The 16,070-nt window shown below is 67.7% G+C and carries 13 protein-coding genes and 3 tRNA genes; 8 read left to right on the top strand and 8 right to left on the bottom strand.

What is annotated here, in order from left to right; genetic code table 11:
- Positions 1-32 precede the first annotated feature (32 nt).
- Both I8J34_RS07410 and I8J34_RS07405 read left to right on the top strand, forming a co-directional pair.
- Complete coding sequence (locus tag I8J34_RS07410) at positions 33-605, top strand: sigma-70 family RNA polymerase sigma factor (RefSeq protein WP_214360759.1); 573 nt, start codon at positions 33-35, stop codon at positions 603-605.
- Positions 602-1,294 (top strand): anti-sigma factor, encoded by a 693-nt coding sequence (locus tag I8J34_RS07405; protein ID WP_214360758.1) that lies wholly within the window; start codon positions 602-604, stop codon positions 1,292-1,294. The genes I8J34_RS07410 and I8J34_RS07405 overlap by 4 nt, the downstream gene beginning before the upstream one ends.
- Positions 1,295-1,392: 98 nt before the next feature.
- On the opposite strand, the gene I8J34_RS07400 is transcribed toward I8J34_RS07405, so the two are convergent.
- Positions 1,393-1,980, bottom strand: coding sequence for a ferritin-like domain-containing protein (locus tag I8J34_RS07400; protein ID WP_214360757.1), 588 nt, complete (start codon positions 1,978-1,980; stop codon positions 1,393-1,395).
- 143 nt (positions 1,981-2,123) lie between these two features.
- On the opposite strand from I8J34_RS07400, the gene I8J34_RS07395 reads away from it, so the two are divergent.
- Positions 2,124-3,020, top strand: a complete 897-nt coding sequence (locus I8J34_RS07395; RefSeq protein WP_214360756.1) for an AEC family transporter — start codon at positions 2,124-2,126, stop codon at positions 3,018-3,020.
- A gap of 21 nt (positions 3,021-3,041) precedes the next feature.
- Here I8J34_RS07395 and I8J34_RS25195 read toward each other — a convergent pair whose 3' ends face one another.
- From I8J34_RS25195 to I8J34_RS07375, 4 genes are all read right to left on the bottom strand, one after another.
- The gene (locus tag I8J34_RS25195; protein WP_370661881.1) at positions 3,042-3,713 is read right to left on the bottom strand and encodes a PhaM family polyhydroxyalkanoate granule multifunctional regulatory protein; all 672 of its coding nucleotides are present in this window, start codon (positions 3,711-3,713) and stop codon (positions 3,042-3,044) included.
- A gap of 98 nt (positions 3,714-3,811) precedes the next feature.
- Complete coding sequence (locus I8J34_RS07385; protein ID WP_313798623.1) at positions 3,812-5,743, bottom strand: hybrid sensor histidine kinase/response regulator; 1,932 nt, start codon at positions 5,741-5,743, stop codon at positions 3,812-3,814.
- Entirely contained in the window at positions 5,740-6,663 is a 924-nt protein-coding gene (locus I8J34_RS07380) for an ABC transporter substrate-binding protein (protein WP_214360755.1), read from the bottom strand. Before I8J34_RS07380 ends, I8J34_RS07385 begins: the two co-directional genes overlap by 4 nt.
- 7 nt (positions 6,664-6,670) lie before the next feature.
- The gene (locus I8J34_RS07375; protein WP_214360754.1) at positions 6,671-8,971 is read right to left on the bottom strand and encodes a TonB-dependent receptor plug domain-containing protein; all 2,301 of its coding nucleotides are present in this window, start codon (positions 8,969-8,971) and stop codon (positions 6,671-6,673) included.
- Here I8J34_RS07375 and I8J34_RS07370 point away from each other — a divergent pair.
- On the top strand, positions 8,942-9,574 hold the full coding sequence (locus I8J34_RS07370) for a response regulator transcription factor (protein WP_214360753.1): 633 nt from the start codon (positions 8,942-8,944) through the stop codon (positions 9,572-9,574). The two genes, I8J34_RS07375 and I8J34_RS07370, sit on opposite strands and share 30 nt — an antisense overlap.
- Positions 9,575-9,632: 58 nt before the next feature.
- On the opposite strand, the gene I8J34_RS07365 is transcribed toward I8J34_RS07370, so the two are convergent.
- The 3 genes from I8J34_RS07365 to I8J34_RS07355 all read right to left on the bottom strand — a co-directional run bounded on the left by I8J34_RS07365 (position 9,633) and on the right by I8J34_RS07355 (position 14,842).
- Entirely contained in the window at positions 9,633-10,337 is a 705-nt protein-coding gene (locus I8J34_RS07365; RefSeq protein ID WP_214360752.1) for a P-loop NTPase family protein, read from the bottom strand.
- A gap of 40 nt (positions 10,338-10,377) precedes the next feature.
- Positions 10,378-11,181 carry a class I SAM-dependent methyltransferase gene (locus tag I8J34_RS07360; protein WP_214360751.1) on the bottom strand — a complete coding sequence of 268 codons (804 nt, stop codon included), beginning with the start codon at positions 11,179-11,181 and terminating at the stop codon, positions 10,378-10,380.
- 124 nt (positions 11,182-11,305) lie between these two features.
- On the bottom strand, positions 11,306-14,842 hold the full coding sequence (locus tag I8J34_RS07355; RefSeq protein WP_214360750.1) for an indolepyruvate ferredoxin oxidoreductase family protein: 3,537 nt from the start codon (positions 14,840-14,842) through the stop codon (positions 11,306-11,308).
- Between the two features lie 282 nt (positions 14,843-15,124).
- On the opposite strand from I8J34_RS07355, the gene I8J34_RS07350 reads away from it, so the two are divergent.
- The 4 genes from I8J34_RS07350 (at position 15,125) to I8J34_RS07335 (ending at position 16,018) form a co-directional block, all read left to right on the top strand.
- Entirely contained in the window at positions 15,125-15,640 is a 516-nt protein-coding gene (locus I8J34_RS07350) for an Lrp/AsnC family transcriptional regulator (protein ID WP_214360749.1), read from the top strand.
- Positions 15,641-15,680: 40 nt separating this feature from the next.
- Positions 15,681-15,765: transfer RNA gene (locus tag I8J34_RS07345), tRNA-Tyr, on the top strand.
- Positions 15,766-15,852: 87 nt separating this feature from the next.
- Positions 15,853-15,926, top strand: a tRNA-Gly gene (locus tag I8J34_RS07340).
- A 17-nt stretch (positions 15,927-15,943) separates the two neighbouring features.
- Positions 15,944-16,018: transfer RNA gene (locus I8J34_RS07335), tRNA-Thr, on the top strand.
- Positions 16,019-16,070 lie beyond the last annotated feature (52 nt).

Raw genomic sequence — 16,070 nt, 5'->3', positions numbered from 1 at the left:
AGACGGCGCATGGGGCGCGCCGGGACGAGGCCATGCTCGACGACATCGACATCCGACGATTGATTCTCCTCAGCGCCGCGCGCGATGCCGCGGCCTTCGAGCAACTCTACCAGCGCACCGCCCCGGTGCTGCTGGGCGTGGCCTTCAAGATCACCGGCCGGCGCGAGCTGGCCGAGGAAGTGCTGCACGACGCCTTCATCAAGATCTGGCATGCCGCGACACGCTTCGATCCGGTGGCCACGCGGCCGGTGGCATGGATGGCGACCATCGTGCGCAACCGCGCCATCGACACGGTGAGCCGTGCCGACGTGGCGCGGGTGAGCACGCTCGACGACAGCGAGGGCGCGCTCGACCGGCTCTTCGACTGGTCGGCCTCCTCCGAGGACGAGGCCGATCAGGCGCAGATGCGTCACTGGCTACGCGGCTGCCTCGACGAACTCAAGGGCCGCGAGCGTCAGGCGCTGGTGCTGGCCTATCTGCACGGGCTCAGCCACGGCGAGCTGGCCGACCATCTGGCCACGCCGCTGGGCACCGTCAAATCCTGGGTGCGACGGGGGCTGCAAAGTCTCAAGCACTGCGTCGACAGCTGCATGGGGGTGTCATGAAGCTTGGTCAGTCGCCTCATCTGGATGCCCTGTGCGGCGAGTATCTGCTCGGCACGCTGCGCGGGCCGGCACGCGCGCGCTTCGAGCGCGCCTGCGCCCAGGAGCCGCGCGTGGCGCTGCGCCTGCAGCATTGGCAGCACCGGTTCACGCCACAGCCGAGCGAGGCCTTCCGCATGCCGCCGACGCCACCCACCTGGCAGCGCATCGCGCGCGACCTCGACCTGCGCCGCTACCGCCAACCTTGGTATGCGCGGGTGGGCGTGTGGCGCGGCTGGGCGCTGGCGACGAGCGCCGCGTTGGCTGTGTGGGTCGGCGTCGTCATGATCGACCGGTCGGCGCCCGCACCGGCCATGCGCCCGATCGCCACCCTGGCCAGCGGCCAGGGCGGGGCGGCGGTGGTGGCCTCGCTGTCCGACGACGGCCGCTGGCTGGCACTGGCGCCGGCGCGCCCAGTCGAGGCCGGGCCGCAACAGAGCTACGAGCTGTGGTTGCTGCCGCCCGATGGCAGCGCGCCGGTGTCGGTGGCGGTGATGGGACAGTTGGGCACGCAGCTGCCGGTGCCCGCAGCCTTGGTCGGCCGGTTGCAGGCAGGGGCAAAACTGGCCGTTTCGGTCGAACCGGCCGGCGGCTCGCCCACCGGCGCGCCGACCGGCCCGGTGATCCTGGTCGGCGCCATCGGCGCGGTGTGAGGCAGGCCCTGCCGGCGGCGAGGCGGTTGCGTTCAATGGCCCCGGTGGTGGGGGGGCCGCCCTCGCGGCGATCCCCCGGCAGCCCGTCAGATGCGGTGTCAGCCGATGAAGGCGGCCGGTACCGGGTCTTCGCCCAGCACGTTGAGCAGGATCGCCCAGTGCATGGTTTCGTCGCCCAGGATGCTGGCGGCGGCGCGGGCCAGTGCGCGATTCGAAAACTGCGGCACCGCGCCCAGGTAGGCGCTGGCGGCGCCCTGTTCCAGCCCGGCGGCAAAGCGCAGCACGTCGGCCTGATCCTTCAGCGTGTCGACCGGAAACCGGTAGTCCTCGGTACGCATCGCCATCGCCGGCGTGCCGCCGAGCTTGCCGACGGTGCCGGCCAGCACCTCGGCATGGGCCTTGTGATGGCCCTGGAACTTGAGCGCCACGTCGAGCACCGGTTTTGTCAGCAGGCCGGATTCGGCGCCGACCTGGTAGGCGGCAATCGCCTGGTATTCCAGCCCGAGGGCCACATTGAGGATGGCCAGGTCGTCGGCGTCGGTCATCGTCGCCTTGCCGGCCAGGGCGCGGCCGGGGGCTGCCAGGCCGATGGCTGCCGTGGCGCCCAGCGCGAACAGGCCGCCGGCGGCGAGCAACCGGCGACGTTCGAGGCGGGTGGGGGAGAGATCGATGAGGGTCGTGTCCATGGTGTGCTCCGTTGAGGTGACAGGGGGCAGGATGCCGCCCGTGCTACCTGTACGGCGCAGCCGGCCAATTGGATGCAGCAGCGACGACGAATGCGTTCGTTACGGATATCCCAGCCACCGGTGGGGCGGGTATTCTCGTGCGCATGGATACCTTCCTGCTCCTCCTGCCCGATTTTTCGCTGATCCTGCTCGGCACGGTTTTGCGCCGCTATGGCGGGTTTGTCGACGGGTTCTGGAGCGGTCTGGAAAAGCTGGTCTACTTCGTGCTCTTCCCGGCCCTGCTGTTCGGCGCGCTGGCGCGGGCGCAAATCGATGTCGACACGACGCTCCCGCTGTTCCTCGCCGGGCTGGTGGTGATGGGCAGCGGCTTTGCGCTCGGACTGGCCGGGCGCGCGCTGGCCGGGCTGTCGGCGATGGCCTTTGCCTCGCGCGTGCAATGCGCCTTTCGCTTCAATACCTATATCGGCATGGCGGTGGCGGGCAAGGTGCACGGCGCCGAAGGGATCGCCACCATGGGCGTGCTGTGCGGCACCATGGTGCCCTTCGCCAACGTCATGGCGGTCAGCCTGATGGCGCGCCATGGACAGGGCGGGGTATGGCGCGAGCTGGCGAGAAACCCCTTGATCCTGGCCACCCTGGCGGGGCTGGCCTTCAACCTGACCGGGGCTACGCTGGCGACGCCGGCGCAGGCCTTTCTCGGTCGCCTGGCGGACGCCTCGATTGCGCTGGGTCTGCTGGCGGTGGGTGCGGCCCTGCGCTGGGGGCAGGCCGGCGGGCGCTGGCTGGGGATGGGGTGGATCATGGCGGTCAAGCTGCTCTGCCTGCCGGCCGTGATCTGGTTCGTCGCCCCCTGGCTGGGCTTGACCGGCGTGGCGCGCGACGTGGTGGTGATGTTCGCGGCGCTGCCGTCGGCGTCCTCGGCCTACATCCTGGCCATGCGCATGGGCGGCGACGGCCCCGGGGTGGCCTGGCTGATTTCGGCCACCACCGTATTGGCGGTACCGACCATGACCTACTGGCTGAGCCTGCTGCGCGGCTGACCGGTCGGCCGCCTCAGACGCTCAGGCCTTCTTGCGGGTCGAGGGCGCGGCCGGGGCTTTCTTGGCGGTGGTGCTGCGCTTGCGCGGCGCGGCGGTGCCGGTCGCTGTCTTGCTGCGGCTGCGGGTGGCCGGCTTCTTCGCCGCAGGTTTCTTGGCGGGCGCGGCGGCGGGCGTGGCCGGGGATTCCGGCGATTTTTCGGACATCATTTGCCAGGGCCACATCGCGGCGCTGGCCGCGGCATTGGTGGCGGCCGTGGCCGCGTCGACGAAGGGATTGCCGCTGTTCTCCGGTACGGGCGCCTCGGCCGCGGCCTCGTCCGGCTCGGCAGCGGCTGGTTCGCTGGCGGCCGCGCCACCGCTCATGGCCTGCAGCCAGGACCACAGCGCGGCATTGTTGAAGGCGCCGCCGGTGCCGCTGCTTTCGGAAGCCTCCGGCCCTTTCTGGCGGGTGGCCTCGCCCATGGCCTTGATGGCCGAGAGCGTGGCGCGCTGCATCTCCAGCCCCTGGATGCTCATCTGCAGCATGTTGAGGTTCATCTTGAGCCAGCCTTCGACGGCTTTCATGTCCTCGATGCGCTTGTCGAGTTCGTCCACATCCAGCGTCGGGGTGACCATGCCGGGCAGCGAGAAGCCCATGTTGCCCCACATGTTGCGCACAAATTCGAGGGGGTCGGACGAGGAATCGTGGCTCATGGCAGGGCTCCGTGCAGTACGTTGGGACTCAGGATCTTAGCTGACGCAGCGGCCAAATGCATGGTGCATGGCAGCATCCGGCGCCGGCGGCGCGGGCGTCAAGCCTCGTCGTCCGGTTCTTCGGCGGTCAGCATGCGCTGCATCAAGGCGCGCAGCTTGGCGGGGCGGACCGGCTTGTGCAGCAGCGGCACGCCCGCGGCGCGGGCGCGCTCGAGCGGCTCGCTGGCGGTGTCGCCGCTGATCAGGATGGCGCGCAACTGGTAGCCGAAGGCGCCGCGCAGGTTGGCGATGACCTCCAGGCCGGTGTGGTGTTCCTGCAGGCGGTAGTCGGTGATCAGGATGTCGGGCCGGGCGCCGCCGGTGAGCGCGTCGATCAGGGCCGAGGGCATGGCGGCGGCGGTGACCTGGCAACCCCAGGCGCTCAGCAGGCTGGTGAGGCTGTCGAGCGCCAGCGGGTCGTCGTCGAGCACGGCGACGGAGACGTCCTGCAGGCTGCCCGGCTGGCGGTCGGCGGGGATGACGACGGCCGGCGCCTCGGGCGCCACGCGGCGGGCGCTGACGCCGAACACCGAGCCGACCCCGGGCCGCGAGCGCAGGCTGAGGCGATGGTCGAGCAGCTGGGTGAGTCGCCTGACGATGGCCAGCCCGAGGCCGAGCCCCTTGCTGCGGGCGCGCTCGGGATTGTCGAGCTGGACGAACTCCTGAAAGATCAGCTCCTGCGCGTCGGCCTCGATGCCGCGGCCGTTGTCGCGCACTTCGACACGCAGCCGGTCGCCCTCGCCCTCGGGCCGACAGGCGATGAGGATGCTGCCGTGGTCGGTGTAGCGGATGGCGTTGCTGACGAGGTTCGACAGGATGCGTTCGAACAGCAGCGGGTCGGTGTCGATCCAGTGCTGGCACGGCCGCACCCGCAGGCGCAGATGACGCTCCTCGGCCCAGATGTGGAAGTCGTTGACGATGCGGTCGAGGATGGGCTGGAGCGGCGTGGGCTGGATGTTGGGCTGCAGGGCGCCGGCATCGAGGCGGGAGATGTCGAGCAGGCTGTCGAGCAGGTTTTCCATGGCCTCGGCCGAGGCGGCGATCTGGCGCACCAGGCGGTGGGTGGCCGGTGGGTGATCCTGGCCGCTGAGTTCGGCGATGAACAGGCCGAGGGCGTGCATCGGCTGGCGCAGGTCATGGCTGGCCGCGGCGAGAAAGCGCGATTTGGCAATGTCGGCGCGTTCGGCCTCTTCCTTGCGGGCACGCAGTTCGGCCGTTGCCTCGGCGATGCGCCGGGTCATGTCCTCATGGGCGCCCTGCAGGCGCTCGGCCATGTCGTTGACGCCGATCGCCAGCCGTTTCAGGCTGCCGCCGCCGCGCACCGCGACCCGCTCGTGCAGGCGCCCGGCACCGATGCGCCCGACCGCCTCGGCGACATTGCGGATCGGCTGGCTGACGCCCTGGCTCATGCGGATGGCCAGCAGCACGCTGCCGACCAGCACCAGCAGCAGCGCCACCAGCCCCGTCCATAGCAAGGTGTTGCGTCGCGCGTCGAGCCGGGTGCGGGAGAGGTCGACGATGACGGTGCCCAGCTGTCGGGTGCTGGTGCCTTGCTGGACGTCGTCGAAGGCGAGCAGGTCGACATCGAGGCGGGTGGGCAGGATCGGTTCGTAGAAGCGCAGCGTATGGCCAAACACCTCGTCGAAGGACTGCTGGCGGCTGCGCAGCGCCACTTCGCTGCTGATGATGCCGCTGCGGGCCAATTCGCGGCCGGCGGCGTCGTCGATCAGGATGCCGCGCACGTCTTCTTCGGAGAGGGCGCCGTCGAGCAGGCGTCGCAGGTCTTCGCGGTTGTTGGAAAAGACCGCGTACTCGGTGGCCGCGGCGATCTGCCGCGCGAAGGCCCGACCCCGGTCGCGGTAGGCCTCTTCCAGGTCGGAGATCCGCGAGTGGGTGTAGTAGGCGGTCATGAAGACCGCCAGCGTGATGGCCGGGATGACGGCGACCAGCAGCACGCGCGCGCGGATGCCCCAGGCGTGTATCCACATCATGGGGCAGCCTCCGCGCGGCGGAGCTTGGCTTCCAGCGTGGCGGCGTCGGGGAGCTCGATGGACAGCGAACGGGCCACATGGGGGTTCACGCTGACCGAGAACTGCGTCGGGTAGCTGGCCTCGGGCAACGGCGCGCCGCGGACCGCCAGCATGGCCTGTTCGGCGGCTTGCCGGCCCATGTGTTCGGGGGTCGAATAGACCGCCATGACGGCGCCGGCGCGCACATAAGCCGGCGAAAAGCCGACGACGGGGGCGCGGTGGCGGTAGGCGGTGAGCAGCACGTTCTGGATGGTGAAGTTGTTGAACACCTTGGGGTCGGGCACGGCCAGCAGGATGGCCGGGCGCGACAGCACCGCCTGCAAGGCGCTGTAGAGCGTCTGGTCGTCCGAGACTTCGGCGGCACGCACCGTCAGGCCCTGGGCCGGTGCGGCGGCGTGGATCGCCTTGACGAAGCCGGCCGACTGCGCCCCGTGCACGATGGCGATCCGGTTCCAGTCGGGCAGCGCCGCGCGGATCAGGGCCAGTTGGCGGGAGACGGGTTGGTCGATGAACACCGCGGAGCGCTTGCCACGGGCGGCGGGCGGCAACTCGGCATAGCTTTGCTCGGTGAGCAGCGTGCAGATCAGGGGGTGGCTGCCGTTGTGCTGGGACAGTTCCTGGGCCGCACGGGTGCCGATGGCGATCAGTATGTCGTCGGGCGCCAGGGTTTTGGCATCGAAGTCGCCGACCTCGGTGCGCACGGTCGCGATCCGCGGTTGCTCGGCCTGCAGCGCGTCGGCGACCGTCTGCGCCGTGCGTTGATAGGCGTCGGCGTCGCCGCTGAGCACCAGATGGATGGTGGGCGCAGCGATCAGCGGACCCGCCGTGCAGCACAGCAGCACGGCAAGGGCACGCAGAAGGCAGGCGCCTGGCAGCCTCATGAGCGGTTCAGTATTCCACGCGCAGCGTCACGTACGCTTGGGTGGGGCGGGTCAAGGTGGGCAAGTAGTCGGAGACCTCGTCGGTAAACCGCTCCACGCCGACGGCCAGCTCCCCGCGCACGCCGCCGGCGGCGATGCGGCGGGCAAGGCGCAGATCGGTGCGACGATAGGCTTTCAGCCGGTGTTTGTCCTGCGTGTACCACTGCATGCTGCCGACAAAATGGTGCGATACGCTCATATGCCATCCGGGGGAGACCTCTGCCGCCGCGAAAACCGAGAATTGCTCGTTCGGGGCAGACCGGTCAGCAAACTCGTCGTTGCTGTTGATATCCAGCGAAGCATAATGCCCACCGACCCAGGTGTCATGTGTCGGACGATATAGACCGCTCAATTCGGCGCCACGGATTCGGGCATAGCCGCCGTTGAAATAACGCGGGGTCTCCCCGTTGTTGTTGAGTGCAGGGGCTGGGGTGACATTTGAGGGAGCAGTTACTCGGCGGAGCATATCTTCTACGCGCTCGTCGAACAGGCGAAGGTCAACGGAGCTGCGCCCACCTCGCCATTCCTGACGCACCCCAACTTCGCGTGTCGTCACGCGTTCCGGTTTGAGTCCAGGCGAGGGTTGAAAGCTTTGGCGCAACAATACGCCACCAGTCACGGTGGTAAATCGGACGTCGGCATATCGCTCGAAGGGTGTGAGATTGCGATAGGCACGACTGAAGGCGGCGCGCAGCGTGGTGTCCGGCAGGACATGGAAGTTGGCGGCCAGACGCGGCGACAGGCGGGGGCCGGTTTCGTTGGTCTTCTCCAGCATGGCGCCAGCATTGAACGTCCATTCGGGCGTGGCCTGCCATTCAGTATTGGCAAAGAGCCTCGCTTGGCGAACCACGATGTTTTCGTCGGTGGCGAATATCTGCTCAGAACTGACCCTGTCCTCGCGCCATCCCGCGCCCCAGGCTAAGCGTAGGTCGCTGCGTGGGTGGCGTAGATGCTCGAATTCCAAATCGTCACGCAACGCACGGTTTCCGTAGTCGACTTGGACGCCGTTGCCTCCACCGATTGGTACAAAAAAAGCATCGACGGCGCGCTCTTCCTGATGAAAATAGGTGGCCTTGATCTCATCGCCCAGGCCAAGCTGCTTGCGCCAGCGCAGCTGGCCGAAACCGCTGTAGCTGTCGATGCTTCGCGCGGGGTCGGTGACGTCGTTCGACAGACCGGTGCGCGCCCGGCTGTCGACGAAGCCCAGGTGGAATTCAAGCTCCTGGTCGGGTGCCAGCTGCCAGTCGATGCGGGCATCGACCCGCTGGTTGCGATAGGTGTCGCCCAGCAGCTCCAACCCGTTGTCGCCCTGTCGGCCGACGGTCAGGCGGGCGGAGACGTTGCCGGCTTGCTGGCGGGTGGACAGCACGCGCTCCTGGATGCCGTTTTCGCCTTCGGTGATGCGCAGGCGAAAACGTGGGGTGTCGGCCGCCGGCCGGGTGATGATGTTGACCACGCCGAGAAAGGCGTTGCTGCCGTAGGCCGCCGCGTTGGAGCCGCGAAACACCTCGATGCGGTCGATGTCGTCGATATCCACGCTGATCTTGGCCCATTCGATGCCGCTGATGAAATAGGGCGAATAGGCCGAGCGCCCGTCCACCCGCACCAGCATGCGCCGCGGCGCATCGTCGGACAGCCCGTGATAGGTGGTCAGGGCCGTGGCGCCATTCTTGTGTCCGAGCTGGAAGCCGGGCACCCAGGCGAGCAGTTCGGCCAGGTTTCGTGCGCCGGAGGCGCGGATCATGGCCCGGTCGATGACGGTGGCGGCGCCGGGGGCATCCTTGAGCGGCTGGATCAGGCGGGCGGCCGAGAGCACCACCGGGATGTCGTCCAGAAAACTCATCTCGGTCGACACCGCGTCGGGCGCTGCGCGGCTGGTGGCGGTGGCCGCAGCAAGGCACAGGACGGTGAGCCACAGGACGGTTCGGTTGGGCATGGCAGATGGCGCTATGTGGTTGCCTGAGTCGGGCGGGCGCGATACCGGACACGAAAAGGGGTTGCCGGTATTGTCGCTGTATTGACGACAGGCGCATAGGCCATTCGTGAGACCGGTGCCGGGGACGCCGGCCTGCGTCGAAAGCGCGGGTGAAATCGGGCACAATGCCGACAATCCGCCGCCGGGCGCGGCGCCGTGGCGCGACGCTGGGCAATGTGGCACCATGCTATCCTTTTGGAATGGTCGGCGCGCCATCCCGTCGGGATGCGCAAAGCGCTCGAGAGAGTGATTGGAGAAGAGTTCGTGACGAAGATTCTGGTGGTTGAAGATCACGTTCTGGTGCGTGAAGCCATGTCACAGACGCTGATGCGCCTGGAGGATGGCGTGCAGTGCGTGGGGTTCAAGGCGGCGGACGAGGCCTTGGCCGAGCTGGAGCGCGACTCCGAGTGGGACCTGGCGGTTATCGACCTGATGCTGCCGGACATGAACGGTTTTTCGCTGCTGGCGATTCTGGCCAAGCGTTTCCCGGACCTGCCGGCGATCGTGGTGTCGGCGCTCGATGACGGTGCCTCGATCCAGCGGGCGCTGAAGGCCGGGGCGTCGGGGTTCGTGCCCAAGTCGTGCTCGAGCGAGGAATTGCTCGACGCCATCCGCATCGTGCTCGGCGGCGGCGTTTATACGCCCAAGGAAGATGCCGCTGGCGTGGCGCGCCGGCGCAGCGGTGCACCGGTCCAGGACCGTTTCGGCTTGACCACGGCGCAGACCCGGGTGATGGAGTTGCTCGCCCAGGGCCGCACCAACCGGGAAATCGCCGAACTGCTGGGTTTGTCGGAAGGGACGGTCAAGGTGCACATGTCGGCGATCTTCCGCGCCTTGAACGTCACCAACCGTGCCCAGGCGGTGCTGGTCATCACCCGCCACGGCGCGCGCGTCTAAGCGGGGGCTCCGGAAGATCTCCGCCCTGAACCCGGCCCGGATGGGCCTGGCGCCGGGTTCAGCGCGACAGTCCGGTGGCGTAGTGCGGCAGGTGGCCGGCTGCTTCCATGTCGGCGTCCTCCGACATGACATCTTCTTCCGGGTCCTTGGTGTCCCGGTATTCGATTTCCAGCACATCCAGCATCTGCCGCGCTATCGCGCGGCAGGCGTTGGACAATTGCGTGGGCAACTGGTCCGGCACTTCGCGCTGCAGCAGCAGTTTGGTCGATGACAGGCCATTGACCGGGCGCAGGATGCGGTGGCGGTAGGCGCTCATCCACTGGCCCACGCTGCGGTCGGCGGCTTCGCGGGCCCAGGGATTGGTGGGCCACTGCGAGGGCAGGGCGTAGGCGCGCGGAAAGCGCTCCAGGTCGGCGATCACCGTCCGGATGTCTTCATGCGATTCGCGGAACGGCAGCAGCACGATGTCGGCCAGCGCATACAGACGCCGGTCGACCTCGGGGCGGTTGCCGCCGCCGTCGATCACGCCCAGCCAGCCGTCCATGGTGCGCAGCTTGTCCACCACCTTGGTGAGGCTCTCGGGGGTACGTGCGTCAGCGGTGACATAGCGCCGGCCGTTGGGGGCAAGAGGTTCGCGGGAGGTGTCGGTAAGTACGCAGGCGGAGCGCTGGCCGAGGAGGCCGAGCCCCTGGCAGAGCATGTGCGACAGGGTGGTCTTGCCGGTGCCACCCTTGTTCCCGATCACGCAGATGATGTCAGCCATGACGGTGTTTCCGATGCGCGGCAAAGGCCGCATGTTCGAATTATCGATGCTCGGCCGCGTGCGCATCCGGCGGAACTGACCGGTTTTTTCTCCCCTTATCTCGGTTCTTCGGTGCCGCCGTCGGCGCGTACACATAGAGCGTCCGGCCCCCGGCCGCTTCGGCCGGCACGATGCGCTCGGGGGTGGCGTCGGGCACCGCGAAACTGTTGCTGATCAGGCGGCTGCCGGCCTTCATCTGTGCTTGCGCCTTGGCCCATACCTGCGCCATCGGCACTGGGGAGAGGAAGACGTAGATCACGTCGTAGTCGGACCAGTCCTCGGCCCAGAAGTCGCCGCGACGCCAGTCGAGGTTGCGCAGGCCGGCCGCTTGCAGACGGCCGATCAGCCACGGGGCGGGCGCCGCTTCGATACCGACCACCTGGCAATCCGGCCGGGCGGCGGCGAGGGGGCGGACCAGAGAGCCGGTGCCGGCGCCGGCGTCGAGGATCCGGGCGGAGGTGTCCGGTAGCAGGGCGAGCACGGCGCGTGCCGTGCGCGCATTGGTCAGGAACAAGGGCACCTGGGTACGGAAGCTGGTCCAGTAGAACAGCGCCAGCACCACGAAGGCAGCCAGATACCAGCTCGCCGAGACGCCGAACTGGCTGGCCGCCCAGACCAGCGGGGTGAAGCCGAGATGAATGAGATGCCACCAGCGCGCCGCGCGCAGCTGGTGGCTGACCAGGGCGGCCAGCACGCCCTGGGTGGCGGCCAGCAGGAGGCCGGTGAGCGGTGCGCCGAGCTTGAGGGCGGCGAACACCAGCGCCCAGGCAATGCCCTGGGCCAGCAGGAAGCGAAGCAGTGGCATGAAAGAGTCGCGAGACCGGATTGCCGCCATGATAGCCGCCGGCCTCGCCGGGCAAGCGACGATCAGCCGGTGATTTCATGCCCAAATATCCACCGGGCGACGGCCCCGCCGCCCGGCGCCGGGCTCAGGCGGCGCGCGCCGTGCTGGCCGGGTCGGCAGGCTTGCGCCATTGCTGGAGCAGGCGCTGCCGGGTTTTCTCTGCCTCGGCCATGTTGCGGGCCTTGACATGGCCGAAGCCGCGGATGGCGTCGGGGATCGAGGCGATCTCCACCGCCAGCTTGTGGCGCAGGAAGCTGAGCGAATCGAGCAGTTCGGCCACATCCTGTTCGTATTGCCGGATCAGGGCGCGCTCGGCGCGACGCTCTTCGGTGCGGGCGAAGATGTCCCAGCGCGTGCCGCGCAGGCCCTTGAGCCGCGCCAGCAGGCGGAAGATGCGCTTCATGCCCTCGCCGTAGACCCGCTTGGCGATGCGTCCGGTGGTCGGGTCGGGCTTGGCGAGGAAGGGCGGAGCGAGGTGGAACTTGACCTCGTAGTCGCCTTCGAAGGCGGCCTCCAGTTGCGACCAGAAGGTCGGGTCGCTATACAGCCGGCCCACTTCGTACTCGTCCTTGTAGGCCATCAGCTTGAAGTAGTTGCGCGCCACCGCCTCGCTCAGTCCGGCGGTGCCCAGCGGGGCCTCGGCCGCGCGCACGCGCTCGACCAGATGGCGGTAGCGTTTGGCGTAGGCGGCGTCCTGGTAGTCGGTCAGATAGGCCACGCGGCGCTCGATGATCTCGTCGAGCGTGGGCGGGTGCAGCGGTGTGGCGTGCGGCGGATTGGCGATGCGAGTGACCGCCTCGAGGTCGCAGGCGGCGCGCCGCCCCCACAGGAAGGCCTGCTTGTTCATCGGGATGGCGACGCCGTTGAGCTCGATGGCCTTCATCAAGCCCTCGTGGCTGACCGGCACCATGCCCTTCTGCCAGGCGTAGCCGAGCAGGAACAGATTGGTGGCAATCGCGTCGCCCATCAGCGCCGTGGCCAGCGCCTGGGCGTCGAAGAAGTCGACATTGTCGGCACCGACCGCCTCGCGCACAGTGCGTTCCATCTTGTCGAGCGGGAACTGCCAGTCGGGGTTCTTGGTGAAGTCCGAGGTGGGCATCTCGGCACAGTTGATGACCGCGCGCGTGCGCCCGGCGGCCATCTTGGCCAGGGCCTCGACGCTGGCCGAGACCACGACGTCGCCGCCGATCACGGCGTTGGCTTCGCCGGCCGCGATGCGCACCGCGTGCAGATCGTCGGGCCGGTCGGCGACACGGATGTGGCTGAACACCGAGCCGCCCTTCTGTGCCAGGCCGGTCATGTCGAGCACCGTCACGCCCTTGCCGTCGAGGTGCGCGCCCATGCCGATCAACGCGCCGATGGTGACCACGCCGGTGCCGCCGACGCCGGTGACCATGATGCCGAAGGGCCGTGTGGTGTCGGGCACCACCGGCTCGGGCAGCTCGGGGAAGTGCGCGTCGGCATCGGCGATCGCCCGCCCCTTGCGCGGCGCGCCGCCTTCGATGGTGACAAAGCTCGGGCAGAAGCCGTTGAGGCAGGAGTAGTCCTTGTTGCAGGAGGACTGATCGATCTGCCGCTTGCGGCCGAACTCGGTTTCCACCGGCACGATCGACATGCAGTTGCTCACCACGCCGCAGTCGCCGCAGCCCTCGCACACCGCCTCGTTGATGAACACCCGCCGCGCCGGGTCGGGGTATTTGCCGCGCTTGCGCCGGCGGCGTTTTTCGGCGGCACAGGTCTGGTCGTAGATCAGCGCGGTGACGCCGCCCGAGTCGCGCAGCTCGCGCTGGATGGCGTCGAGCTCGTCGCGATGGCGCATCGGTACATGCGGAATGTCGGACGGGCCATAGGCGCGCGCCGTGCCGTCGGTGACCACGACGATGTTGTTGACGCCTTCGGCCTGCAGCTGGCGGACGATGATCGGCACCGTGAGCTGGCCGTCATGCGGCTGGCCACCGGTCATGGCGACCGCGTCGTTGTAGAGGATCTTGTAGGTGATGTTGACACCGGCGGCCACCGCCTGGCGGATCGCCATCAGGCCGGAGTGGAAGTAGGTGCCGTCGCCCAGGTTGGCGAAGATGTGCTTTTCGCGGGTGAAGGGCGCCTGGCCGACCCAGGGCACGCCTTCGCCGCCCATCTGGGTGAAGGTGCCGGTGCGTCGCTCGGGCATCCAGGTGACCATGTAGTGGCAGCCGATACCGGCCAGCGCGCGGCTGCCCTCGGGCACATGGGTCGAGGTGTTGTGCGGGCAGCCCGAACAGAAGGTGGGTACGCGGTCGATGGAAAACACGCGTTTTTCGAGCGCCGCTTCCTTGGCCTCCAAAAAGGCCAGGCGCGCCTGGATGCGGTCGGAGGTGAAGAAGCGGGCGATGCGGCCGGCGATCACGCGGGCGATCATCGCCGGGGTCAGCTCGCCGGCGGCCGGCAGCAGCCATTCGCCATGATCGACCTTGCCGTCGCCCTTGGGCAGCAGGGCCCATTCGCCCTTTTCGTCGAACTTGCCGATGACGCGCGGGCGCACGTCTTCGCGCCAGTTGTAGAGTTCTTCCTTGAGCTGGTATTCGAGCAACTGGCGTTTTTCTTCGACCACCAGGATCTCTTCGAGCCCCTCGGCGAAATGGCGCACGCCCACCGATTCGAGCGGCCACACCATGCCGATCTTGTACAGCCGGATGCCGATCTCGGCGGCCAACGCGTCGTCGATGCCCAGGTCGTCGAAGGCCTGGCGCACGTCCAGGTAGCTCTTGCCCGAAGTGATGATGCCCAGCTTGGGCGTTGGCGAGTCGATGACGATCTGGTTCAGCCCGTTGGCCCGGCAATAGGCCAGCGCGGCGTAGAGCTTGTAGTGCAGCAGCCGCTTCTCCTGCACCAGCGGTGGGTCCGGCCAACGGATGTTGAGGCCGTCGGGCGGAATCGCGAAGTCGTCGGGCAGGACCACCTGCACTCGGTTCGGATCGACATCGACCGAGGCGGAGGTCTCCACCGTGTCGGCCAGCGCCTTGAACGCCACCCAGCACCCCGAGTAGCGCGACAGCGCGTAGCCATGCACACCGAAATCGATGTATTCCTGCACGCCGGCCGGGGCCAGCACAGGCATCATCATCGACTTGAAGAAGTGATCGGTCTGGTGCGGCAGGGTGGAGGACTTGGCCGCATGGTCGTCGCCGGCCACCACCACCACGCCGCCATACTTCGAGCTGCCGGCCGCGTTGCCATGGCGGAAGACGTCGCCGCTGCGGTCGACCCCGGGGCCTTTGCCGTACCACATGGCGAACACGCCGTCGAACGTGGCTTCGGGCGAGAGATTGACCTGCTGCGAGCCCCACACCGCCGTGGCCGCCAGGTCTTCATTGATGCCCGGCTGGAAAACGATATGGCGCTGCTTCAAATGCGGGCGCGCCTTCCACAGCGTCTGGTCGAGGCCGCCCAGCGGCGAGCCGCGATAGCCGGACACGAAGCCGGCGGTGTTGAGTCCGGCCGCCTCGTCACGCTCCTGCTGGATCATCAGCAGGCGCACCAGGGCCTGATAGCCGGTGAGATAGACGCGGCCTTTCTTCAAGGTGTACTTGTCGTCGAGACTGGGCGCGTGGGCGGGCGAGGGGGCAAGCGTGCTGTCGGCCATGGGGTTCCTCCTCAAAAATCGGATTTTTGGGGTGTGGCAACACGAGGTCGGGCTGCAGGGCGAAATCTTGTGAATACCCGCCCCTAGCCTAGCCCGGGGTCGGGGCGGCGGCTAGTGGGTTGGATGCCGGCCGGCCCGGAAGGTTGCGTCAGGCGCCTTGGCGCCCGCCTCCGTGGCCGTCTGCGCACGTCTGCCCTGCGTGCTCGGATGGCTGGGTTCGCCAAATTGCCGGCAATCGGTGTTTGCCGCACACTTCGCCTGAACGCCATTTCGGAGCCCTGTATGGACCCGCTCGACCGTATCGACCTCGGCATTCTGGAGACGCTTCAGCGCAACGGACGCATGACCAATGCCGATCTGGCCCACCAGGTGTCCTTGTCGCCGTCGCCGTGCCTGCGGCGGGTGCGTCAGCTCGAAGCGCAGGGCGTGATCCGCGGCTACGCCGCGCTGGTGGATCCATGGCGAGTCGGTCTGGGCCTGCAGGCCTATGTGACGGTGACGCTCGACAAGCGCGGCGACACGCAGATCCGGGCCTTCCATGCCGCCGTCGGTGCGTGGCCCGAAGTGCTGTCATGCTTTGCACTGACCGGCGAGATGGACTATCTGCTGCATGTGGTGGTCGAGGATCTGGAGCATTTTTCCCGCTTCCTGATGGATCGTCTGCTGAAGCTCGACGGGGTCGCCAACGTGAAGTCCAGCTTCGTGCTGCAGACCGTCAAGCACACCACCGCACTGCCGCTGGAGGGCCTTGCGCGACAGGCAGGGCCGGCGTCACCGTCGGGCGCAAAAAAGGTTTGACACGAAAAGTGGCTCCGACTATAGTGCGGGGCTTCTCGCTGGAGGGGTTCCCGAGCGGTCAAAGGGATCAGACTGTAAATCTGACGGCACAGCCTTCGAAGGTTCGAATCCTTCCCCCTCCACCAGGTTTTTGGATGTACGTAGTTAGATAGATTGGCGCCGAGGCTTGAAATCCGGTGAAGCGGGCGGTGTGGATTGTCGCTTCGTTGTGTGCGGGTGTAGCTCAATGGTAGAGCAGAAGCCTTCCAAGCTTACGACGAGGGTTCGATTCCCTTCACCCGCTCCATGTGTTGTGTGTGGCGTGCCCATGTAGCTCAGTGGCAGAGCACTCCCTTGGTAAGGGAGAGGTCGGCAGTTCAATCCTGCCCATGGGCACCAAGCTTCGCTTGGTGTGGCCAGCCTGGATTGTGTAGCGCGTATTCCTGATTTC

The sequence above is a fragment of the Denitromonas iodatirespirans genome (assembly GCF_018524365.1).
In the GTDB taxonomy this organism is placed as follows: domain Bacteria; phylum Pseudomonadota; class Gammaproteobacteria; order Burkholderiales; family Rhodocyclaceae; genus Nitrogeniibacter; species Nitrogeniibacter iodatirespirans.
The sequence above is the reverse complement of the archived record's forward strand: the minus strand, read 5'-3'. Positions and strand labels throughout refer to the sequence as shown.